The 25,123-nt window shown below is 60.6% G+C and carries 11 protein-coding genes; 5 read left to right on the forward strand and 6 right to left on the reverse strand.

All coding sequences use genetic code 11. The annotated features are described in order from the left end of the window. Position 1: 1 nt before the first annotated feature. The 5 genes from ACP7BS_RS13830 to hglS form a co-directional block, all read right to left on the reverse strand. Positions 2-1,420, reverse strand: a complete 1,419-nt coding sequence (locus tag ACP7BS_RS13830; protein ID WP_426238555.1) for a cytochrome P450 — start codon at positions 1,418-1,420, stop codon at positions 2-4. 172 nt (positions 1,421-1,592) lie between these two features. Continuing rightward, positions 1,593-2,825 carry a pyridoxal phosphate-dependent aminotransferase gene (locus ACP7BS_RS13835; protein WP_426238556.1) on the reverse strand — a complete coding sequence of 411 codons (1,233 nt, stop codon included), beginning with the start codon at positions 2,823-2,825 and terminating at the stop codon, positions 1,593-1,595. Positions 2,826-2,840: 15 nt separating this feature from the next. Further along, entirely contained in the window at positions 2,841-4,373 is a 1,533-nt protein-coding gene (locus ACP7BS_RS13840; protein ID WP_426238557.1) for an aldehyde dehydrogenase family protein, read from the reverse strand. 33 nt (positions 4,374-4,406) lie between these two features. Beyond that, a complete protein-coding gene (locus tag ACP7BS_RS13845; protein WP_426238558.1) occupies positions 4,407-5,828 on the reverse strand; it encodes an FAD-binding oxidoreductase in 1,422 nt (473 codons plus the stop codon). 10 nt (positions 5,829-5,838) lie between these two features. Continuing rightward, positions 5,839-7,239 carry a 2-oxoadipate dioxygenase/decarboxylase HglS gene (gene hglS, locus ACP7BS_RS13850; protein WP_426238559.1) on the reverse strand — a complete coding sequence of 467 codons (1,401 nt, stop codon included), beginning with the start codon at positions 7,237-7,239 and terminating at the stop codon, positions 5,839-5,841. A 115-nt stretch (positions 7,240-7,354) separates the two neighbouring features. Here hglS and ACP7BS_RS13855 point away from each other — a divergent pair, with 115 nt between their 5' ends. The 3 genes from ACP7BS_RS13855 to ACP7BS_RS13865 all read left to right on the forward strand — a co-directional run bounded on the left by ACP7BS_RS13855 (position 7,355) and on the right by ACP7BS_RS13865 (position 18,502). Next, a complete protein-coding gene (locus tag ACP7BS_RS13855; RefSeq protein ID WP_426231299.1) occupies positions 7,355-8,248 on the forward strand; it encodes a LysR family transcriptional regulator in 894 nt (297 codons plus the stop codon). Positions 8,249-8,717: 469 nt separating this feature from the next. Continuing rightward, complete coding sequence (locus tag ACP7BS_RS13860; RefSeq protein ID WP_426238560.1) at positions 8,718-17,207, forward strand: GH36-type glycosyl hydrolase domain-containing protein; 8,490 nt, start codon at positions 8,718-8,720, stop codon at positions 17,205-17,207. A 131-nt stretch (positions 17,208-17,338) separates the two neighbouring features. Beyond that, positions 17,339-18,502, forward strand: coding sequence for an OpgC family protein (locus ACP7BS_RS13865; RefSeq protein WP_426238561.1), 1,164 nt, complete (start codon positions 17,339-17,341; stop codon positions 18,500-18,502). A gap of 49 nt (positions 18,503-18,551) precedes the next feature. Here the strand turns inward: ACP7BS_RS13865 and ACP7BS_RS13870 are convergent, their stop codons facing one another. Further along, complete coding sequence (locus tag ACP7BS_RS13870; RefSeq protein ID WP_426231296.1) at positions 18,552-20,309, reverse strand: glucan ABC transporter ATP-binding protein/ permease; 1,758 nt, start codon at positions 20,307-20,309, stop codon at positions 18,552-18,554. A 457-nt stretch (positions 20,310-20,766) separates the two neighbouring features. Here ACP7BS_RS13870 and ACP7BS_RS13875 point away from each other — a divergent pair, with 457 nt between their 5' ends. Beyond that, the gene (locus ACP7BS_RS13875) at positions 20,767-21,507 is read left to right on the forward strand and encodes a LuxR family transcriptional regulator (protein WP_426238562.1); all 741 of its coding nucleotides are present in this window, start codon (positions 20,767-20,769) and stop codon (positions 21,505-21,507) included. 114 nt (positions 21,508-21,621) lie between these two features. Continuing rightward, positions 21,622-25,080, forward strand: a complete 3,459-nt coding sequence (pyc, locus tag ACP7BS_RS13880; protein ID WP_426238563.1) for a pyruvate carboxylase — start codon at positions 21,622-21,624, stop codon at positions 25,078-25,080. The last annotated feature ends 43 nt before the right edge of the window (positions 25,081-25,123 follow it).

Consider the following 25,123-nt stretch of genomic DNA (forward strand, 5'->3'; position numbering starts at 1 on the left):
ATCATATCCTTTCGCGCCGGTGAAGCGTCACCGGCAGGCCGCCGCGTGGCCGCAGCGTTAGCCGGCTCTGCGGTTCAACCTTGGTCCCGTCAGCCACCCGCACCTTGAAGCGCTGGGCAAGGATCGCCAGGCACAGGATCGCCTCCTGGAGCCCGAATTGCAGGCCGGGGCAGACGCGGGGGCCGCTGGCGAAGGGGATGTAGCTGTAGGGTATGGCCTTGCCGCCGTTCATGAACCGCTCGGGCTTGAAGAGGTGGGCGTCTTTGAAGAAGGCTTCCGTCCGGTGTAGAAGCCAAGGCACGATCAGGACGAGTGACGCCGGCTTGACGTCGATATCGCCGATCCTGTCGGCTTCCTTCGCCTGGCGGGCAAGGATCGGCACCGGCGGATAGAGACGCAGCGTCTCCTCGATCACAGCACGGCACCAGTCCAGTTGCGGAATGTCGTCGAGCGTCGGGACGCGATTACCGCAAACCCGGGCAATTTCCTCGTGTAGCGATTTTTCGACCCATTGCGCCCGTGACAGCAGATACCAGGCCCACGTCAAAGTCGCCGCTGTCGTCTCATGACCGGCCATGAAGATGGTGGCAGCCTCGTTGCGGAGCGCGACTACATCGAGCTTCAGTTCCGGATTGCGCTTCTGGCGGCGAACCAGAAGCTCGACCATCGAATTGTCGTCGCCGCGCCCGGCCAGATGGTCTTCGACCACCTTGTCGATGATCTGATGTATACGTGAGACCGACCGGCGCAGCTTGGCCGTCCGCAACACGGGCAGGCCGTCGTCGAAGCCGAGGAAATAGCCGATATTCACCGAGTCGATCAGTGACTGGTAGCTCTCGAAACCCTCGCTGACACTCTTTGCACCCTCTTCGCCCAGATCGTTGCCGAACACGGCGCGGGAAATGATTTCCGCTGTCAGACCGGCCATTTCGAACAGTGCGTTGACTGGCGCGCCGTCGGGAAGGGATTCCCAGCGGCGTACCAGTTCGGTCGTGGTGTTTTCCATGATCTTGCCGAAGGCCGGCACGCGGTTCTTATGGACGATGTCGTTGACCAGCGGCCGCCGTTGCTTCCAAGTCTCCCCATCGGAAATGAACAGCCCGTCGCCGAGCAAGAATTCCAGCGCGCGCCGCATCTGCGGCGTCTTGCGCTCGAAATTTTCGTGGCGCTTGGCAACGACATAGCGGATCGCGTCCGGTGAATTGACCACGACGATCTGCCGGCCGAAGATTTTCGTGACGTTTACCCGGTCGCTATAGTCGCCTTTGCGCCAGACCGAGAGAAAGTCTTGGCGGGCTTTCAGAATAAGACTGAGCGGGCGGCCGGGCTTGCCCTGGTAATAGTCGGCATGGGCGGGTTCGAATGAATTCTCCCGCAGCTTTTCAATGATATCCGTGGATTGCCGTAAACTGGAGAACATGCGCCGGCTGCCCCTGTCTTTATCCGGTGACGGCACTATGAGTGCTGTTGGTTGCAATTACCGGATAGCAGCAATTTCGGGCGCCGCAAAATTCTTTCGGCAGAGAAAACCCCGCCGTCGCAAACGGCAGGGCTGACCTTCATCGTGACTGTAACAGAAGGATCGAGGGGCTTTACCGCAAAGCGGCGCAGGCCTTGGCAATTCGCTCCAACGCTTCGCGCAATTCCGCTTCGGACGTCGCATAGGAGATGCGGAAAAACGGTGACAGACCGAAGGCTGACCCCGGCACGACGGCGATGTGGGCATCGTCGAGCAGATAGGCGCAGAAGTCTGCATCGGTCTCGATCCGTTTGCCGCCAGGCGTGGTCTTGCCCAGCACGCCGGCACACCCGGAAAAGGTATAGAAGGCGCCCTCGGGTGTGCGGCAATCCAGACCATCGATGGCGTTCAGCGCGGTGACGACCAGATCGCGGCGATGCTGGAAGCTGGCGGTGCGTTCTTTCAGGAAATCCTGCGGGCCGTTCAGCGCGGCGACCGAGGCGGCCTGGCTGATCGAGGAGGGGCAGGAGGTTGCCTGGCTTTGCACCACGGCCATCGCCTTGATCAGCTCGCGCGGGCCACCGGCATAGCCGATGCGCCAGCCGGTCATCGCATAGGCTTTGGAGACGCCGTTGACGGTCAGGGTCCGGTTCTTCAGGGCCGGCTCAAGCGCTGCCGGAGTGACGAACTTGAAGCCGTCATAAACGATGTGCTCGTACATGTCGTCGACCAGCAGCCAGACATGCGGATGCTTCAAAAGCACGTCGAGCAGCGGGCGATAATCGTCAGCGCTATAGGCGGCGCCCGACGGGTTCGATGGCGAGTTCAGCATCACCCAGCGCGTCTTCGGGGTGATTGCCGCTTCCAATTGTTCGGCCTTCAAGCGAAAGCCGGCTTCTGCATCGCAGGCGATCAGGACAGGCTTTCCCTCGGCAATTTCGACGATGTCGGAATAGGAGGTCCAGTAGGGCGTCGGGATGATCACTTCATCGCCGGGGTTCAGCGTCGCCATCATGGCGTTGAAGAGGATCTGCTTGGCGCCGGTTGCCACCGTGATTTCGTCGAGTTCGTAGGAAACGCCATTTTCGCGGGAGAACTTGTCCCGGATCGCCTGCTTCAGCTCGGGCGTACCGTCGAGTGCGGTATATTTGGTCTTGCCGCTCTGGATCGCCTCGCAGGCGGCCTGCTTGACGTGATCGGGCGTGTCGAAATCCGGCTCGCCGGCGCCCAGAATGATCACCGGCTTGCCGTCGCGCTTCATGGCTTGAGCCCGGGCGCCGATCTTCAGGATCTGCGAGACGCCGATCGTGGAGATCCGCGAGGCGGGCGCAAAGCCCGCCTCCTCAACCTTGGTATTGATGGTCATGACCGATCCTATCAATTATTCGATGTCGAACGAGACGCCCTGAGCCAGCGGCAGGGCCTTCGAATAGTTGATCGTGTTGGTGGCGCGGCGCATGTAGGCGCGCCATGCGTCCGAGCCGGATTCGCGGCCGCCGCCGGTTTCCTTTTCACCGCCGAACGCGCCGCCGATTTCAGCGCCGGATGTTCCGATGTTGACATTGGCGATGCCGCAGTCGGAACCATCAGGCGACAGGAAGCGCTCGGCTTCCTGGAGGTCGAGCGTGAAGATTGACGAGGAGAGGCCGGCGCCGACAGCGTTGTGATCGGCAACGGCAGCGTCGAAATCGCTGTACTTCATGACGTAAAGGATCGGTGCGAAGGTTTCTTCGGTGACTGGACCATCCTGCTTCGGCATTTCGACCAGGGCAGGCTTGACGTAGTAGCTGTTGGCATGGCCGAGATCGACGCGTTCGCCACCGGTGACAGAGCCGCCGTGGGCTTTCGCCTCGCCAAGTGCCTTCTGCATGTTGTCGAAGGCCGGCTTGTCGACCAGCGGGCCAACGAGGGCGGTGGATTCCAGCGGATTGCCGACCGAAACGCTCGAATAGGCCTTCTTGAGGCGCGGAACGAGCTGGTCGTAGACACTTTCGTGGACGAACAGGCGGCGTAGTGTGGTGCAACGCTGGCCGGCCGTGCCCATGGCACCGAAGGCGATGGCGCGCAGCGCCATGTCGAGATCGGCAGACGGGCAGACGATGCCGCCATTGTTGCCGCCGAGTTCGAGGATGGCGCGGGCAAAGCGCTTGGCAAGGCGCGGACCGACGTCGCGGCCCATACGGGTGGAACCGGTCGCCGAAACCAGCGGCACCTTCGGGTGATCGACCATGACTTCGCCGATGGTGCGGTCGCCGATCAGGACGTGCGTCAGGCCTTCCGGTGCATCGCCGAAGCGAGCGATGGCGCGATCAAGGATCGCCTGGCTTGCAAGTGCGGTGAGCGGGGTCTTTTCCGACGGCTTCCAGACGACGGCATTGCCGCAAACGAGAGCAAGTGCCGAGTTCCAGGCCCAGACGGCAACCGGGAAGTTGAAGGCGGAGATGACGCCGATGACGCCGAGCGGATGCCAGGTTTCCATCATGCGGTGGCCGGGACGCTCGGTGGCAATGGTCAGACCGTAGAGCTGGCGGGAAAGACCGACGGCGAAATCGCAGATGTCGATCATTTCCTGAACTTCGCCGAGGCCTTCCGAAGTGATCTTGCCGGCTTCGATCGAGACCAGACGGCCGAGATCGGCCTTGCTGGCGCGCAGTTCTTCGCCGAGCAGGCGGATCAGTTCGCCGCGCTTGGGTGCCGGCACCAGGCGCCAGGCGCGAAACGCCGCATCGGCCTTTTCGATCTTGGCTGCTGCTTCAGCGGCGGAGACCGTCTTCAGGCTGGCAATCTGTTCGCCGGTGACCGGCGAGAAGGAGGCCATGTCGCCGCCCGTGTAGAGATCCTTGGAGACGCCGAGCTTCTCCAGAAGGGCGGCCGTTTCCTGAACGACATTCACCGACTTCGTTGCAATGTTCATGATGAGCAAACTCCCGTTTTCTTGGTCGAAGGACTATCCAAAGTGCACCGCACCGAGTTCTCCCGGCGAGGTGATGGCTTTGAGGCCCTGGGCCATGTCCTTGATCTTCTGTTGCGTATAAAGGTCGTAATAGGCCTGGTTCTTGCGGCCGATGGCATGTTCGGCACTGAAACTGCCATGGAAATCCTGGACGGCGATGGCAAACACCCAGTCGCGCAGCCGCCGCTCGAAATTCGCGTCGGATGCCGAAGCGCTGTCCTTCGGCACCACGAGATTGAAATGCACGCCGCCATCGCCGATATGGCCGAAATCGCAGATCGTCACCTCCGGAAAGGCTTGCGGCATATCGGCCTTCATGCGGTCGCAGAAGGCCATGATATCACCTCTTCGGAAGGAAAGATCGAAAGCGATCAGTTTTCCCGAGTGCTTGACGCCTTCCGATAGGGCATGACGCAGCGACCACATTTCATGGGCAGGACCGACGAAGGCATCGGCGAGCGGCGCCTCATCCGTTTCCCAGATTTCGGCAAGCACCGTTTCCAGCACCGCATCCAGCGATTGTTCACCCTCGCGCGGTTCCCAGGTACGGGAAATTTCCGCGAGGATCACATAGTCAGGCACGTTGCCGCCCTGAAACGGGTTTTTCAGCGATGGCACGTGATCGAGCGCCGCAGTAACCGAATTCTTAGAGATACCCTCGAAGGCCGAGAGATAGGCGCCGAGCCGGTCTTCCATGGCCCGCAATAGTGGCATGACATGGGCGCCAGTGGTGGGCACCAGATAGGCGGTCGCCACCTGCTTCGGCAGGGGTTCCAGCGCGACGACGCATTCGGTGATAATGCCGAAGGCGCCGGATGTGCCGATGAAGACTTGCTTCCAGTCGATGCCGGTATTGTTCTTGCGGAGTTCAGACGTCAGGTCGAGGATCGTGCCCTCCTCGTCGGCCAGAACCACCTTGATGCCCAGCGTGTTGCGGCGCACGTCGCCATATTTCAGGAAGCGCGAACCGCCGGTATTGGTCGCCAGCATGCCGCCGAGCCGCGGATCGGCGCCAAGGTCGATCGGGAAGAACAGGCCGTGTTTTTCAAGCTTCTGATTGATGTCGGAGAGCCGGAAACCGGCATCGGCGCGCAGCGATCGGTTGTCGAGATCGAGATCAAAGCGCTTCGTCATCCGGTCGAGGCTGAGGACCGCCTGCGAGCCTGTCGCATCCGGGGTCGAGCCGGAAACAAGACCGGTGTTTCCGGATTGCGGAATGACAACGATGCCGTTCTTGACGCAATAGGAAACCGCCGCCGACACCTCTTCGGTGGTCTGCGGACGCAGGACGATGGCCGCGCGGCCCTGGTCATAGCGCGCGCCGGTTTGGTAGGCCGCCACATCACTGCCTTCGGTGACAACGCCCTTGTCACCGAGGAGTGCGGTCAATGCTGCGACGTGGTTCTGGTCGATCATCGTTTCAGCTTTACTCCGCTGCCTGCGCAGACGAAAGCATCTGTCTGATATCGGCGATCGAAGCCTGTTCTATACCGGCATAGTGATCGAACTCGTTCAGCACCCTGGCACCGAGATCAAGCTCGAACCGCTGCTGGTTGGGGCTTGCAACGAATTCCTGGGCAGCGTCGTCGCCGAGATTGGACTGGAAGATGCCGGCGGCGCTGACGGGCAGGAAGTCTTCGTAGACGATCGGGTCGAACTGAACGAGGCCGTCAGCGATCAGGCTGTCGAGGCTCCTGGAAGTGTCGGCCTTTGCCTTGCGGCCCCTGGCGGTCAGCGAATAGGCGAAATAACCGAGGCCTTCGGCACGGATGCCTGCCCATGTATCGGGGAAGGGGATGAAGGCATCCGAAAGCGCCTTTTCGTATTCCGCCGCATTCGAGCCGTCGGCCGCCGGGCGGACGATCTTGCGCGAGGCGTTGAGCAGGTCGTCGTACAGCGTCCGGCCCTTCGGGGTCAGGGCGATGCCGCGCTGTTCGATCTCGCCGAAACGGGCGGTATGCGAGCCCTCATGCCAGCTGCCATCGGCAGCTTGGAAGGAAACCGGTTCTTCCAGCGCCTTGAACGAGGTCTGGCGCAGAAGGATGGCGCATTTGCGGGTCGGCGGGCCTTCGATCGTCGCCTTCGGGGCGATCTTGTAATCGGGCATGCGGGCCTGGACGGCATCGATATCCAGCGTGCGCGGCGTCAGATGGTTGATATGCGGGCCCTTGAACGAGACGACATCGGCGATCAGCCGGTGAGCGTCATGCAGTCGGTGGTACATGTCGGGGCTGACATTGGCCTTGTCGTGCCAACGGAAGGTTTCCAAGGCCTCGGCTACGAAACGCTCGGCATCGGCCTTATCAAGGCCGCCCTGCTTTTCCGCCTTCTCCGTCAGCGCGATGGCGCCGTCGGTGAAAATCTGGCGCCGAGACAAAATCTGTTCGGCTTCATTGCGCAAAGCTGCATCGGCGATCAGATTAAGCCGCAGCAGCGATGTGAAGACGCGAAAAGGGTTTTTCTTCAAGGCGGCATCGCCGACCGGGCGGAAGGCCGTCGAATGGACCGGCACGCCGGCGGTCGACAGATCGTAATAGCCGACCGGCAGCATGCCCATGACGGCAAAGACGCGGCGCATCATCGACAGCTCGGCAGGCGTGCCGAGCCGGATTGCGCCGTGGCGCTCTTCGGAGATACGTTCCAGCGAATCCGTGTCCTCGAGACGGGCCTGTAAATCCGGGTCGGCAGTCAGCGTTTCGGCGTTCACCTTGCCCACCAGTTCCATCAATGTGCCATAGGCCGGCACCTCTGTGCGGTACATGGCCGACATCGCCGCAGAAAAGGCCGAGCGGATAAGGTCGGTGGATACGAAACTATTCTCTTTCACGGCAACGCGCCTCGCAGTATGGAAGGGATAATGGTGATCATTCTCAATTCGTATCATATATGGTGCGAAGGGGCATTGATTGCGACGGTTATGACTATGATCATGCGAGGCTGGAATGAAGTTGAGCAGAAGACTGGTCCCGGACGTCACCACGCTGCAGGCATTCGAATGTGCTGCGCGTCACGGCAGTTTTACGCAGGCCGCCGCAGAGCTGAACCTGACCCAGAGCGCCGTCAGCCGCCAGATCAAGGACCTCGAAAGCCAGATCGGCGTACTCCTGTTCGAGCGCATCCGCCAGCGGGTCATTCTATCCGATGCCGGCCAGAAATTCCTGCCCGAGGTGCGCCGGCTGCTGACCCAGTCAGAAGAACTGATGGTGCGCGCCATGGCCTCTGCCCGCTCCGAATCCACCCTCTCCGTCGCATCGCTGCCAACCTTCGGCAGCCGCTGGCTGACACCGCGCCTGCCGGACTTTCTCAACCAGCATCCCGGCACGGTGATCAATATCGCCTCGCGATCGCAACCATTCGACTTCGAAGAACAGAATTTCGATCTCGCTATTCACTACGGCCAGCCGGTCTGGGCGCATGCTACCTGCAGCTATCTCTGCAGCGAGATCATCGTCCCTGTGGCAAGCCCGGCGCTTCTGTCCCTTAATCCGATGCAGGAGCCGGGCGAACTGGAGCACAAGCCGCTGCTCCACCTCGCCACCCGGCCGAAGATGTGGGCGCAATGGTTCGAGAGTAATGGTGGCGAGATGAAATCGGCTTATCGCGGCAATCGGTTCGATCAATTCTCCATGGTCATCGAAGCCGCCATCGTTGGTCTCGGCTTTGCACTGTTGCCGCGTTATCTGATCGAGCAAGAGTTAGCGGCCGACCGGCTGCGTGTCGTCTTCGACCGGCCGATGCAGACGGAAAACAGCTATTATCTCGTGGTGCCGGAGGGAAAGCTGGAAAATCCGATCAGTCAGGCGTTCCGGGCTTGGATCGTCAGCCAAGTTGGTTGACGCGGGCGGGCGATGCCTTGCTGCAATGCAATATGAAGGCTGGAACATTTTCCGGCCGGATGCGTTGCGATCTGGATGAAAAGCCTCAAAGACACAGTTGCGAATGATTTCCCGGCATTGATTGAGACGAAAAAAGTGTATGCTGCGCTTTCATTTGCGCGGCACACGCGAATTCGCCCCGAACGTTGGCCGCGCTTCTTGCAACATATTGGCACTACGGCTAAAAAATGCCAATTTCTTGCACCACGCAGCCTTGTTAGCGAAGCGACTGTCGTCTTCACACCTTCCAAAGCCCGTCCGGGCAATGCCAAACTCTTCGGTTTCCCGTGCGCGCGAGACCCAGCGGCTTTCGGCAGAGCGCAAACGGACAGCTAGGATCGTGGCAGCGCAGAACCACAAATCAGGGCAGCAGCCCATCCGGCACGACCACCGGACCCTTCAACACCGCCTGGATCCAGAACCCGTACCCATGCCCCTTCACAACACGCCGTTCACGCCTCCGCACGAAGCCGAGATCAAGCCGATCGATTACAACGATTCGATCCGCTCGACCTATTTCACCATCGACGAGCTTCATGAATGCGGTGCAGCGCTCGCCCGTGACGGCGTTTCGTCCCTTCCGGGGTTCTTTCCCTTCGAGTTTCGCCAGCGCCATCGGGAAAATGAAGACGAGATTTTCCGCGTCTACAAGGTCACGGCCACCGATGTCGAAGCCGGCGCGTCGATCACGCCTGCTGCCGAATGGCTGCTCGATAATCACTATCTGGTCGAGGAATCGATCCAGGAAGTGAGGCGCGATTTTCCGCGCAAATTCTATCGTCAGCTGCCCACCCTGCCGGTGGCGGGCACAACGATCCCGCGCACGATGGCGCTTGCCTGGCTCTATATCGCCCATACCCACAGCACGGTTTCGCGTGAAAGCCTGACGGCCATGGTTGCCGGCTTCCAGGAGCATGAGACCTTAAAGATCGGCGAATTGTGGGCGCTGCCGTCGATCGTCCGGTTCGTCCTGATCGAAAACCTGCGGCGCATCGCCATTCGCGTCGACCGGTCGCGCAACATGCGCAACAAGGCGAACGACGTTGCCGACCAGATCGTCCGTCTCGGGTCGCCGGAGAAATTCAAAGCGGTGCTGGCGGAAGCAGAGCAGCTCTGTGCGGACAACACCTTCGCCGCCCAGCTGCTGTACAGGCTGCGTGACGGATCGCAGACCTCCGGCTTCGTCATCACCTGGCTGGAAGACCAGCTGGAAAAGCGCGGCAGCGACGTCGAGGAGGCTCTGGTCGCGGAGCAGAACCGGCTGTCGTCGGGCAATGCGACGATGAGCAACATCATCCGCAGCCTGCGTGAAATCGACGACAATGACTGGGCCGTCTGGTTCGAAAGCGTCAGCAAGCTGGACGGCGCTTTACGTGAGGGGTCGGATTATTCCGCCCTCGATTTCGGATCGCGCAACAAATATCGCAACACCATCGAGCGGCTTGCCCGCCGCTCCGGCAGTTCCGAGCTTGAAGTCACGCAGATCGCGCTTGCAATGGTCAAGGCCGATGCCAGCACGATCGATATGCCGCATGAGCCGAATGTCGGGGGCTTTCTCGTCGGCAAGCAGCGCCGCCTGCTCGAGGAAAAGATCGGCTATCGTCCGTCCGTCCTGCAGACCATTATACGCCTTGGCCGCAAGCTCGACTGGCTTGCCATTGCCGGTCCGAATATCTTCCTGACCATCCTTGCGATGATCGCCGTCTACGTTTTCGTCAGCCCGATGGCGATTCCGACGGGTGCCAAGCTGATCATGCTGTTGTTGTTCGCTCTTCCCGCCTCGGAAGGTGCTGCCGGCCTCTTCAACACGCTGGTCACGCTCTTCGTGACGCCGTCGCGGCTGGTCGGGTACGAGTTCCTCGAGGGGATACCGGAGGATGCGCGAACGCTCGTCGTCGTCCCCTGTCTGATTTCCAAGCGCGACCATGTCGATGAACTGGTGCGCAATCTCGAAGTCCACTATCTCGCCAACCCGAAGGGCGAAATCTATTTCGCACTGGTCAGCGACTGGGTCGATAGCCCAGAAGAGGAAACTGCGGCCGATCTCGAAGTGCTGGAATATGCCAAGGCCGAGATCGAAACGCTGAGCGCCCGTTACGCCCATGATGGACGCACGCGCTTCTATCTGCTGCATCGCCGCCGCCTCTACAACGAGGCCGAAGGCGCCTGGATGGGCTGGGAGCGCAAGCGCGGCAAGCTGCATGAGCTGAACCTGCTTCTGCGCGGCGACAGCGATACCAGCTTCCTTGCCGGCGCCAATACGGTTCCCGAAAACGTTCAGTATGTCATGACGCTGGATTCCGACACGCGCCTGATGCGCGATGCGGTGACCAAGCTGGTCGGCAAGCTCTATCACCCGATCAACCGGCCGGTGGTCGATCCGGTCACCCAGAAGGTAACCGCCGGTTACGGCATCCTGCAGCCGCGCGTCACCCCGTCCTTGACCACCGGCAGCGACGCATCGGCGTTCCAGCGCATCTTCTCGGTCAATCGTGGTATCGACCCCTATGTCTTCACGGTATCCGACGTCTACCAGGATGTCGCCGGCGAAGGCACGTTTACCGGCAAGGGCCTCTATCACGTCGATGCCTTCGAGGCAGCCTTGAAGGGCAAGATCGAGGAGAACGCGGTGCTCAGCCACGATCTGCTCGAAGGCTCGCTGGCGCATTGCGCGCTGGTCAGCGATGTCGAGCTGGTCGAGGATTTCCCGATCCGCTACGAGGTCGAGATGTCGCGCCAGCATCGCTGGGCACGCGGCGACTGGCAGCTTCTGCCGTATATGTTCAATCTGTCGAACGGCGTCAGCATGCTCGGCCGATGGAAGATGTACGACAATCTGCGCCGGTCGCTGATCCCCTGTGCCTGGCTGATCGCCTCGGTCATGGGCTGGTACTATATGGAACCGACACAGGCGCTGGTCTGGCAGTTCGTGCTGATCTTCAGCCTGTTCGTCGCGCCCACCCTGTCGCTGATTTCCGGCATCATGCCGCGCCGCAACGATATCGTCGCGCGCGCTCACCTGCATGCCGTCCTGTCCGAAATCCAGGCGGCCAATGCACAGGTCGCCTTGCGTATCGTCTTCATCGCCCACTCGGCCGCGATGATGATGGACGCGATCGTGCGCTCGATCTACCGGACCTTCGTCAGCGGCAAGCTGATGCTGGAATGGCGCACGGCCGCGCAGGTGCAAAGTTCGGCCGGCGGCAGCATACTCGACTATTACCGGTCGATGTGGATCGCACCGGTCCTGGCGGTCATTTCGCTGCTTCTGGCGGCAATTTCCGATACCGGTCTTCCCTTCATCGGCATTCCATTTGCCTTGCTCTGGGCCTTGTCACCCGCCATTGCCTGGTTTGTCAGCCAGTCCGCCGAAACGGAAGACCAACTGGTGGTAGCGGATGAGGTCGTCGAGGAATTGCGCAAGATCGCCCGGCGGACCTGGCTCTATTTCGAACAGTTCGTCACCGCCGAGCAGAATTTCCTGCCGCCGGACAATTTCCAGGAAATCCCGCATCCGATCCTCGCCGAGCGCACTTCGCCGACGAATATCGGTGTCTATCTCCTGTCTGTCATGTCCGCCCGAGATTTCGGCTGGATCGGTTTCGAGGAAACCATTCGCCGGCTGGAAGAAACAGTCGCCACGGTCGATCGCATGCCGAAATATCGCGGCCATCTGTTCAACTGGTACAAGACCGACACGCTGGAAACGATGGAGCCGAAATATGTCTCCGCCGTCGATAGCGGCAATCTCGCCGGCCATCTGATCGCCGTATCCTCGATGTGCCGCGACTGGGCCGAAGCCCCGTCCGCGCATGTGCAGGGCAATCTCGACGGCATCGGCGACGTCGCTTCGATCCTGTCCGAAATTCTGGCGGATCTGCCGGATGACCGCAAGACCGTGCGGCCGCTGCGCCGCCTGATGGAAGAGCGGATCAATGGCTTCCAGAACGCACTTGCCGCCGTCAAGCGCGAGCGTGAGTTCGCCTCTATCCGAGTGATCAACCTGGCCGTTTTGGCGCGCGACATTCACAAGCTCACCGTCAATCTCGACCATGAGGTGAAGAGCACCCAGAGCGGCGAAGTGACGAAATGGGCAACCATGCTCGTCAACACCTGCGAAGCCCATATTGCCGATGGCGTGTTCGACCTCGGCGCTATCGAAGCGCTGCGCCAGCGCCTGATCGTCATCCGCGACCGGGCCCGCGACATCGCGTTTACGATGGATTTCAGCTTCCTGTTCCGGCCGGAGCGGCGTCTGCTGTCGATCGGTTACCGCGTCAACGCCAACGAGCTGGACGAAGCCTGTTACGACCTTCTGGCATCTGAGGCCCGTCTCACCAGCCTGTTTGCCATTGCCAAGGGCGACCTGCCGACGGAGCACTGGTACAAGCTCGGCCGTCCGATCGTGCCGATCGGTGCGCGTGGCGCGCTGATCTCCTGGTCGGGATCGATGTTCGAATACCTGATGCCGCCGCTGGTCATGCAGGAGCGTCAGGGCGGTATTCTCAACCAGACCAACAACCTGATCGTTCAGGAGCAGATGAACCATGGCCGCCGGCTCGGCACGCCTTGGGGCATTTCGGAAGCGGCCTTCAATGCCCGCGACCATGAACTGACCTATCAGTACACCAACTTCGGCGTGCCGACGCTGGGTCTGAAGCGAGGTCTCGGTCAGAACGCCGTCATCGCCCCCTATGCCTCGATCCTTGCCAGCATGTACGATCCGAAAGCGGCGATCGCCAATCTGGAGCGTCTGCGTGGCCTTGGCGCGCTCGGGGCCTACGGCTTTCACGATGCCGTCGATTTCACCCCCACCCGAGTGCCGGAAGGCAAGACTTGCGCCGTCGTGCGCAACTACTATGCCCACCATCACGGCATGTCGATCGCGGCCGTCGCCAACGTTGTCTTCAATGGACGTCTGCGCGAGTGGTTCCACGCGGATCCGGTCATCGAAGCCGCCGAACTGCTGCTGCAGGAAAAGGCACCGCGCGATATTCCGATCATCAACACCAAGAAGGAGCCGGAATCGCTTGGCAAGGGCCAGGAAGATCTGCTGCGCCCCGAAGTCCGCGTCATTACCAATCCGCTGGCCAAGGACCGCGAGACGGTGTTCCTGTCGAACGGCCACTATGCGGTGATGCTGACGGCGACCGGTTCGGGCTATTCCCGCTGGAACGGCCAGACCGTTGTCCGGTGGAAGGCCGATCCGACCGAAGACCGCTCCGGCACGTTCATCTTCCTGCGCGACACGACCACCGGCGACTGGTGGTCGGCAACGGCGGAACCGCGCCGCGCCGAAGGTGAAAAAACCACGACCCGCTTCGGCGACGACAAGGCCGAATTCATCAAGACCGTCGGCGATCTCACCAGCGAAGTCGAATGCATCGTCGCCACAGAGCATGATGCGGAAGGCCGCCGGGTGATCCTGCTCAATACCGGCACCGAGGATCGCTTCATCGAAGTGACATCCTATGCAGAACCGGTTCTGACCACCGATGATACCGACAGCGCCCATCCGCTGTTTGCCAAGATGTTCCTGAAGACGGAAGTCGATCCGAAGGGTGACGTCATCCGCGTCACGCGCAACAAGCGCAGTCCCGGCGAACCGGATATGCAGGTCGCGCATCTGATCGTCGATAATGCCGCCAGCACCCGCCATACCGAAGCAGAGACGGACCGCCGCCGCTTCATCGGCCCGGGCCGCACGCTGGCCGAAGCGCAGGCTTTCGATACCGATGCCAAGCTTTCCGGCTCGGACGGCTATACGCTCGATCCGATCGTGTCGCTACGCCGCGTCGTGCGCGTACCGGCCGGCAAGAAGGTCAGCGTGATCTTCTGGACCATTGCTGCGCCGAACCGTCAGGATATCGACAAGGCTGTCGATCGTTATCGCCATCCCGACAGTTTCAACCATGAGCTCATCCACGCCTGGACACGCTCGCAGGTGCAGATGCGCCATGTCGGCGTAACCTCGCAGGAAGCAGCAAGCTTCCAGATGCTCGGCCGCTACCTTGTCTATCCCGACATGCAGTTGCGCGCCGATACCGCCACGGTGCAGGCCGGTCTTGCCCCGCAATCGGCACTCTGGCCGCTGTCGATCTCGGGCGATTTCCCGATCTTTGCCGTCCGCATCAATGACGACATCGATCTTGGCATCGCGCGGGAAGCCTTGAGGGCGCAGGAATATCTGCGCTCGCGCGGCGTCACCGCAGACCTGGTGATCGTCAACGAGCGCGCCTCGTCCTACGCGCAGGATATGCAGCACACGCTCGACGCGATGGCGGAAAACCTGCGCCTGCGTGGCCTGTCGGACGGCCCGCGCCAGCATATCTTCGCGGTTCGCCGCGACATCATGGAACCGCAGACCTGGTCGGCGCTTTTGTCCGCATCCCGTGCCGTGTTCCATGCCCGCAACGGCAAGATCTCGGACCAGATTTCGCGTGCCGAAAATCTCCTGGCAAAACCGTCGCGGAAGGAAGTTATTCCTGCTGCGCCGTTGCTGGCGGTCATTCCAGAGGACAGCAGCGCCAAAAGCATCGACATCACCGGTGACGGGCTGGACTTCTGGAACGGCTATGGCGGTTTCTCCGCCGATGGCCGCGAATACGTGACGCGACTGCGTGGGGGCGAAGCGACGCCGCAGCCGTGGATCAACGTGATTTCCAACGAAACCTTCGGTTTCCACGTTGCCGCCGAAGGCTCCGCCTTCACCTGGGGCCGCAACTCGCGCGACTATCAGCTGACGCCCTGGACCAACGATCCGGTCATCAACCGTCCGGGCGAAGCCATCTTCATCCGCGACATGAACAGCGGTGCTGTCCTGTCCCCCTATGCTGCCTTGTCCCGCCGCAAGTCGGTCGCGTTCGAGACGCGGCATGGTCTGGGCTATTCCGTGTTCAAGAGTGTTCAGGATGGGCTGGAAATCGAGGTCGGCCAGACTGTTCATCGCACCGCGCCGGTCAAGTATCTGCGGCTGCGGTTGAACAACACCACCAACGAAGCCCGTAGTCTGAAAATCTACGGCTATGCCGAATGGGTGCTCGGCAACAATCGGGCAAAGACGGCACCTTTCATCCTGTCGCATCGGGATGAGGCGAGCGGTGCCGTGCTGGCGACCAATCCCTACAGCATCGACTATTCCGGCCGTACCGCATTCCTCGCGGCGAGCGACATGCCTTCGGGGTTCACCTCCAGCCGGCGCGAGTTTCTCGGCCAGGGGGGTAGCATCTACGCGCCGCAGGCCGTGCTTGGCGGCGGTGCGTTGTCAGGTGCCGTCGAAGCCGATGGCGATCCCTGTGCGGCGATCGTTGTCGATGTGATGCTGGCGCCGGGTGCTACCCGCGAACTGACGTTCTATATCGGCGATTCCGACAATGCCGGGCAGGCCCTCGAGCATCTGACGGAGGCTCGCAAGAGCACGTTCGAAACGGTTCTCGAAGCGTCCAACAGCTACTGGCAGGACTTTACCGGTGTGCTCCAGATCGAAACGCCCGACAAGGCGTTCGACAACATGGTCAATGCCTGGCTCCCCTATCAGAGCCTTGGTTGCCGGATCCTGGCACGCTCGGCCTTCTACCAGGCAAGCGGCGCCTTCGGCTTCCGCGACCAGTTGCAGGATACGCTCGCCTTCATCGTGCACCGGCCGGAGCTTGCCCGGGCGCAGATCCTCAACGCCGCCGCGCGGCAGTTTATCGAGGGCGACGTGCTGCATTGGTGGTTACCGAACACCGGCGCCGGCGTGCGCACGCTGATTTCCGACGATGTCGTCTGGCTCGGCCATGCCGTGCAGCACTATTGCTCGGTCACCGGAAACAAGGACATTCTCGACGAGCAGATCGCCTTCATCGAAGGGGCGGCTCTGGAGCCTGGCCAGCACGACAGCTTTTATCAGCCGACCGTATCGGAGCGGCGTGCCAGCCTCTATGAGCATTGCGCCCTGGCACTCGACCTCGCCATCGCCCGCAAGGGCGAGAACGGCCTGCCCCTGATCCTCGGCGGCGACTGGAACGACGGCATGAACCGCGTCGGTATCGAAGGGCGCGGTACCAGCATCTGGCTCGGCTGGTTCCTTGCATCGACGCTGCGCTCCTTCCTGGTCATTGCACGCGAGCGTGGCGACACCCAGCGGGTTTCCGCCTGGGAGGCGCATCTTGACAGCCTGAAGAAGGCGCTTGAAACAGCCGGTTGGGATGGCAACCACTATCGGCGTGGTTACTATGACGACGGCACGCCGCTTGGTTCTGCCGAAAGCAGCGAGTGCCGGATCGATTCGATCGCGCAGTCCTGGAGCGTGCTTTCCGGTGAAGGCGATGCTGCCCGCTCGGCCGAGGCCATGGATGCGGTGCTGGCAGAACTGGCCGACGGCGATCACCAGATCATCCGGCTGTTCACCCCGCCGCTATCGGGAACCGCGCAGGACCCGGGTTATATCAAAGCCTATCCGCCTGGTGTTCGCGAAAACGGCGGACAATATACCCATGCGGCGACCTGGGTGGTGCTGGCGCTGGCGGCACAGAACCGGAGGGAAGACGCCTGGCGCGCCTTCGAGATGCTCAATCCGGTCAATCATGCGAAGGACCGCGAGAGCGCCGATCACTACCGGGTCGAGCCCTATGTTGTCGCCGCCGATATCTATGGCGACGGCACCCTGACCGGACGTGGTGGCTGGACCTGGTACACAGGCTCTGCGGCCTGGCTCTACCGTGCCGCAGTCGAAGGTATTCTCGGCATCCGCCGGCAGGGAGACAAGCTGATCGTCCAGCCGGTCCTGCCGGAGGACTGGGATGGGTTCTCGGCAACGTTGACCATCGACGGCAAGGCACATGTAATTTCCGTGACAAAAAATGCGGAAAACGGCGAGCCGATCGTCAGCGTCAATAATACTGTCACAAAAAACGCGCATGAAGGCGTTTTGCTGTAGCTGCCGGCGTCATACCAAGGATTGAAACCGGCTTTGCACCAGAAGGCGCAAAGCCGGTTTTGTTTTGATCGCCTGCATCGATATCGCGTCAATGGGGGCAGGGACACTGAACTCGGACGAGACCATTCTGAATGCTTCAAAAGCTGCAATTCCAGGCATCTCGCGGTGATGGACAGGTGGGAGAAACCCAGACTGTCTTCTTCCAGCGCGACACCCGCCTCGACGTCTTTCGGGCGCTTTGCCTGCTGACCATCTTCGTCAATCATGTGCCGGGACAATATCTCGAATATCTGACCACCAAGAATTTCGGCTTTTCGGACTCGGCCGAGGCATTCGTGCTGATCTCGGGACTGTCCGCTGGGCTGGCCTATGGCCGGAAGTTTACGATCGGCAACCGCCTCGCGCTGAGCCTGAAAATCTGGCGGCGCGCGTTCACCCTCTACATCGCGCATATCATGACCAGTATCATCACGCTGGCGATCTTTGCCGGCGGAGCGCTCTATTTCGGCCGGCAGGACCTGATCAGCGAGATCAATATCCGCCCGCTGGTCGATCATACCGAGCAGGGATTTGTCGCCATGGTTCTGCTCGGACATCAGCTGGGCTATAACAACATCCTGTCGATGTACGCGGTCGTCTTCCTGCTGTTACCCGGAATGCTCTGGCTGCACGGGCGCAGCCCTTTCCTGCTGTTCATGGCATCTGCAGCACTGTGGCTTGCGGCCGGCATCTTCACGATCGTGCCGATCAACTTCCTCGACGAGGGCTACTGGTTCCTCAATCCGTGGTCGTGGCAGTTCCTGTTCGTCATCGGGATGATCTGCATGATGCGGTCGCGTGCCGGAAAGCCGATCGTGCGTCATCCGGCACTCGTGGCGATCTCAGGCTGCTATGTGACGGTATCGCTGTTCTGGGTGCTTCTGTCCTGGTGGAACCTTGATTTTTCCTACGGCTTGCCGGCGGTCCTGACAGGGTTCGACAAGACCTTCCTCTCTTTGACACGCTTGCTGCATGTTCTGGCGCTCGGCTATCTGCTTGCGGTCTTTCCAGTCTTCAGCCGGATGACGCGCCTGCGCATCGATCACCCGCTCGTCCTGATCGGCCGGCATTCGCTGCCGGTGTTCATCTTCGGCACGATTCTGGCGATGGTCGGGCAGGTGCTGCTGTTCGTGACGGGGCGCGATCCCCTCTGGGGCGCTCTGTTCGTGATGGCCGGCATCGGGCTGCACTTCGCCTATGCCCGCTACCTCGACTGGATCGGCGGCCTCTCCCGGCCCACTGCAGCACAGGCATAAAAAAGGCCCCTGTGCGGGGCCTTTTCTTGTTGACTGGGTCGGTTTGTTATCAGGCTGCGGCGTGGCTCATACGGACATCTTCGTCCGTCAGAATGCCGCTTGCGCGCAGGAGCGAGGCAAACCGGCCATTGCTCTGGCTCAGTTCGTGGAAGCCACCCATCTCGACGATCCGGCCATGATCCATGAAGATCACCAGATCGGCTTCACGTACCGTCGACAGGCGGTGGGCGATGATGAAGGTGGTGCGATCCTTGCGCAGATTGTCGATCGCAGCCTTCACCCGGTTCTCGGTCTCGACGTCGAGCGCGCTGGTCGCTTCGTCGAGCACGAGGATCGGTGCGTTCTTCAGGATCGCCCGGGCAATGGCGATACGCTGGCGTTCGCCACCGGACAGCCGGTTGCCTCGTTCGCCGACGCGGGTATCGTAGCCACCCTGGCGGCCTTCGATGAAATCGCCAGCAGCGGCAGCTTCGGCCGCAGCCATCACTTCGTCGAGCGATGCATCCTCACGGCCGAGACGGATGTTCTCGCAGATCGACCGGTTGAGCAGGCCCGCATCCTGGAACACGGTAGCGATCGAGCGGCGCAGCGACTTGCGGGTGACGGTCGAGATATCGACACCATCGACAAGGATCTGGCCACCAGCCGGCTCATGGACACGCTGCAGGAGGTTGACCAGCGTCGTCTTGCCGGCGCCGGTCGGGCCGACGATAGCGATCGTCTGGCCGGCCTTGGCGGTGAACGACACGTTGCGCATACCTTCGGTCGAATTGGCGAAGTTGAAGGAGACGTCGCGGAATTCGACTTCGCCACGAACATTGTTCAACTCGCCGGCATCGGCAGGCTCTTCCCGTTCACGCACCGAGTCTTCCAGCACGAAGAAGTCTTCAAGCTTGGCGCGAGCTTCGAAAATCTGCGTCACGAAGGCTTTCATCTGGTCGAGGCGGCCGATCAGCAGTCCGGCAAAGCCGATGAAGGCAATGACGTCGCCGATGCCGAGTTCGCCCCTCTGCACCAGCACGGTGCCGATGACGAGGATGGCCATCATCGAGATGGTCGAGGCCATACGGTTCAGCGCGCTGGCCAACGCCCACCAATCGAGGACCGGCAGCTGCGCAGAGATCAGCTTCTGCGTAAAGTTCTTCAGTTCGCGGGTTTCAGCCTCGATACGGTTGTAGCTGTGAACGACCGAAACGTTGCTGATCGAGTCGGAGACGTGCGAGAAAACCGTGTGGTAATGGTCCTCGACCGAAGCCTGACCTTCCTTGGTCCGGGTCATGACGAACTTGCCGACGACGACATAGAGAACGCCGAGGACGACGAGGACGAGCGACAGGCGAACGTCCATGGCAAAGGCTGTCGGGATCAGCAGCGTCAGCGCCACGGCGGTCGCCAGATGCTGGCGCATGAATTCGAGCCAGAGGCCGAACAGCGTTTCACAGGCACGCAAAAGGGTGTGCAGCGCATTGGAGGTGCCGCGCTGGGTATGCCACGAAAGAGGCATCGAGATGATGCGGCCGAAGGCTTCGGTGATCAGCGTCGAACGGCGCGTGTGCGCCAACCGGTCTGCCTCACGGGCAACCAGAACAAACGCCACCGTATTGAAGACGCCAAGGCCCGCCCACATCAACAGCAAGGGCGTGACGGTCTGCTTGGACGTGATCGCGTCGATGATGCGCCCGAACAGGATGGGTTCGGCGATCGTGATAACGGCCAAAACAACGTTGGCGACCACGATGGCCGAAACACGGAGCTTGTGGACGGCAAGATACTGAAGTGCTCGTATATAGACCTGGAACAATGACACTGTCTTATCCCTCTTGGGCAGTTGGTTTGCGGTGCAATGAAAAAGCAACTGGGCATTTGCATCGCGGGAAATGGTCTGGGAGGAAAAGAACTGATTTGAAACTATTCATTCTCTCATCTTTGGCTGATGGAATGAAAATTCCAAAACTGAACGTCTTCTTCCCTCCATCTTTATTGTCGTGAATCACGGATGCCGAAAACCAACTTTTTACTTCGCCGCGCAAACTTGATTATGCTAAACCGGCGATGTGACTGGAAATTCCAGGCACCGTAGGCTCAACATTCATAGCTCGCTATTTTTCGCGCCTTGCAGTTCGTTGACGATGCGGTGTTAGGTGCTTCCGTGACTGATGGGGGGATTATCGCGCTTGCAACATGAATGGGTGCTGAACGACACGATCATGTTGCGGCGCGGTAGGGCGGTCAGAGACTGAAAGCAACTTTTTGAAGGGGTGTTTATGAATATTACTTTGCTGGTGCAATTTTTGGCACTGATTGACGAGATGCGCAGCAGGGACGAGATCGTTCAGGAATTTGAACGGGTTCTCTGCCGCTACGGTTTCGACTTTTACGGAATTGTCCGCCAGCCGAAGCCCGACGAAAATCCGCTGAGCCTTCTCCTTGCCGGGCGGTGGCCGGACGGCTGGCCGCAGATATATATCAAGAAAAAATACGTCATCATCGACCCGACCATCCGCTATCTCGGACATGCGCAACGCGGCTTCCGCTGGCGCGAGACGCTGGTAGCCTTCCGCTCCGACCCGCATCGCAAGCGCATGGAACGCATGATGGTCGATGCGCGCGGCCATGGCCTCCATGACGGGTATATTTTTCCTGTCCACGGAAGGCGCGGGCTGCTCGGCAACATGACATTGGGCGGACGCGTTGTTGATCTCAGTTCCGTGGAAATGAACATTTTCGACGGCATTGCCAAGAAGTTATTCTGGCGCCTTCTGGAACTGGCCGATCCGAGCGTGCTTGCCGATATGGTCTCCAACGTCGATGTGCAAATGACCCGCCGCGAGATGGAAGCGCTACATTACCTCGCAGATGGCATGACCTCCAACGAGATCAGCAAGATTCTCGAAATCTCCACCCACACCGTCGATTGGTACATGAACGGCATCCAGGACAAACTGAACGCGAAAAATCGCCATCATGCGGTGGCGCTGTCTTTCCGTCTCGGGCTGATTTCCTGAACGAAAATGAATCTTGCTTCCGCATCACTCTGAAATTGAACTTCAAGTCATGAAACGCTAATAATTCTTTTCGCGGTGCAGCATTACCGTGTTTCAAGTCTTGAGGAGTCCGACTTGCCCATTTCGAAGATCCTTGTCGCCAACCGTTCTGAAATTGCCATTCGCGTTTTTCGCGCTGCAAACGAACTGGGAATAAAAACGGTTGCGATATGGGCGGAAGAGGACAAGCTGGCGCTTCACCGCTTCAAGGCGGATGAGAGTTATCAGGTCGGGCGCGGGCCGCATCTGGCCCGCGATCTAGGGCCGATCGAAAGCTATCTGTCGATCGAGGAAGTCATCCGGGTTGCCAAGCTCTCGGGTGCCGATGCCATCCATCCCGGCTACGGCCTTCTGTCCGAAAGCCCCGAATTCGTCGATGCCTGCAAGGCTGCCGGTATCATCTTCATCGGGCCGACCGGCGATACGATGCGCCGGCTTGGCAACAAGGTTGCTGCGCGCAATCTTGCCATCGAAATCGGCGTTCCCGTCGTTCCGGCCACCGAACCGCTTCCAGACGACATGGCGGTGGTGGCAAAGATGGCCGAGGAGATCGGCTATCCGATCATGCTCAAGGCCTCTTGGGGCGGCGGCGGCCGCGGCATGCGGGCAATCCGCGACCCGAAGGATCTGGCGCGTGAAGTGACCGAAGCCAAGCGCGAGGCGATGGCTGCCTTCGGCAAGGACGAGGTCTATCTCGAAAAGCTGGTCGAGCGTGCCCGTCACGTCGAAAGCCAGGTTCTGGGCGATACTCATGGCAATGTGGTGCATCTGTTCGAGCGCGACTGTTCGGTACAGCGCCGCAACCAGAAGGTCGTCGAGCGCGCGCCGGCACCGTATCTGACGGAAGAGCAGCGTCAGGAACTTGCCCATTATTCGACGAGCATTGCCAAGGCGACGAACTATATCGGCGCCGGCACAGTCGAATATCTGATGGATATGGATAACGGCAAATTCTACTTCATCGAAGTCAACCCGCGTATCCAGGTCGAGCACACGGTCACCGAAGTCGTCACCGGCATCGATATCGTCAAGGCGCAGATCCATATTCTCGACGGCTTTGCCATCGGCACGCCGGAATCTGGTGTACCAAAGCAGGAAGACATCCGCCTCAACGGCCACGCGCTGCAGTGCCGCATTACCACGGAAGATCCGGAGCAGAACTTCATTCCGGATTACGGCCGCATCACCGGCTATCGTTCGGCATCGGGTTTCGGTATCCGCCTGGACGGCGGCACGGCCTATCCGGGCGCCGTCATCACCCGCTATTACGATCCACTGCTGGTCAAGGTTACAGCATGGTCGCCGAGTCCGCAGGAGACCATCGCCCGCATGGACCGCGCGCTGCGCGAGTTCCGTATCCGTGGCGTCGCCACCAACCTGACCTTCCTTGAAGCGATCATCACGCATCCGAAATTCAAGGACAACACCTATACGACCCGGTTCATCGACACGACGCCGGAACTGTTCCAGCAGGTCAAGCGCCAGGACCGCGCCACCAAGCTGCTCACCTATCTCGCCGACGTCACCGTTAACGGCCACCCGGAAGCCAAGGGGCGGCCGAAGCCGAGTGCCGACGCGGCAAAGCCGGTCATTCCGCGCCTTCAGGGCGAGATCGTCGATGGTACCAAGCAGAAGCTCGATGCGCTCGGCCCGAAGAAATTCGCCGAATGGGTACGCGCCGAAAAGCGGGTGCTCTTGACCGACACGACCATGCGCGACGGCCACCAGTCGCTGCTTGCCACCCGCGTGCGCACCTATGATATCGCCCGCATCGCCGGAACCTATGCGCGCGCATTGCCGAACCTGTTTTCGCTGGAATGCTGGGGCGGCGCCACGTTCGACGTTTCGATGCGCTTCCTGACAGAGGACCCATGGGAGCGCCTCGCCAAGGTGCGCGAGGATGCGCCGAACCTGCTGCTGCAAATGCTTCTGCGCGGCGCCAACGGCGTCGGCTACAAGAACTATCCCGATAATGTCGTCAAATACTTCGTCCGCCAGGCGGCCAAGGGCGGCATCGACGTTTTCCGCGTGTTCGACTGCCTGAACTGGGTCGACAACATGCGTGTCTCGATGGATGCGGTGGCCGAAGAGAACAAGATCTGCGAAGCGGCGATCTGCTATACCGGCGACATCCTGAATTCGGCCCGTCCGAAATACGACCTGAAATACTATACCGCGCTGGCTGCCGAACTGGAGCGGGCCGGCGCCCACATGATCGCGCTGAAGGACATGGCCGGGCTGTTGAAACCGGCGGCAGCGACCGTGCTGTTCAAGGCGCTTCGCGAAGCGACCGACCTGCCGATCCATTTCCACACGCATGATACGTCGGGCATTTCCGCCGCGACCGTTCTTGCGGCGGTGGATGCCGGTGTCGATGTCGTCGATGCGGCGATGGATGCTTTCTCCGGCAATACATCGCAGCCCTGCCTCGGTTCGATCGTCGAAGCCTTGCGCGGTTCCGAACGCGATCCGGGCCTCGATCCGGAATGGATCCGCCGCATCTCGTTCTACTGGGAAGCTGTCCGCAACCAGTACGCGGCCTTTGAAAGCGACCTCAAGGGACCGGCGTCCGAAGTCTACCTGCATGAAATGCCGGGTGGCCAGTTCACCAACCTCAAGGAACAGGCCCGGTCACTCGGCCTTGAGACCCGCTGGCACCAGGTGGCGCAGGCCTATGCCGACGCCAACCAGATGTTCGGCGATATCGTCAAGGTGACGCCGTCTTCCAAGGTGGTCGGCGACATGGCGTTGATGATGGTGTCCCAGGACCTGACGGTTGCCGATGTAAAGAACCCGGCCAAGGATGTGTCCTTTCCGGAATCTGTCGTGTCGATGCTGAAAGGCGATCTCGGCCAGCCTCCGGGCGGATGGCCAAAGGCGCTGCAGGAAAAAGCGCTGAAGGGCGAAAAAGCCTATACGGAACGTCCGGGCTCGCTGCTTGCCGATGCCGATCTCGATGCCGAGCGCAAGGCGATCGAGGAAAAGCTGGAACGCACCGTCAGCGATTACGAGTTCGCCTCGTACCTGATGTATCCGAAGGTCTTCACCGACTACGCGCTGGCCGCCGATACCTATGGTCCGGTCAGCGTACTGCCGACACCCGCCTATTTCTACGGGCTTTCGGCCGGCGAAGAACTGTTGCCGGAACTCGAAAAGGGCGTCTCGCTGGTTGTCCAGCATCAGGCCATGAGCGAGCCGGACGAGCAGGGGATGGTCAAGGTGTTCTTCGAGATCAACGGCCAGCCGCGCCTGATCAAGGTTCCGGATCGCAACCGCGCAGCTTCCAGCACGGCCCGCCGCAAGGCCGATCTCGGCAATGCCGCACATCTCGGCGCGCCGATGCCCGGCGTCATCTCGACCGTGACGATATCGGCCGGTCAGACGGTGAAGTCCGGCGACGTGCTGCTCTCCATCGAAGCGATGAAGATGGAGACGGCGCTGCACGCGGAAAAGGACGGCACGATTGCCGAAGTCCTCGTCAAGACCGGTGACCAGATCGACACCAAGGATTTGCTGATCGTCTATGGGGCGTGAGGACTTGCTCTCCGAATGAAAAATGGCCGGGCAAAACCCGGCC

It is taken from the genome of Pararhizobium sp. DWP1-1-3, from assembly GCF_049896125.1.
Taxonomy (GTDB): Bacteria; Pseudomonadota; Alphaproteobacteria; order Rhizobiales; family Rhizobiaceae; genus Pararhizobium.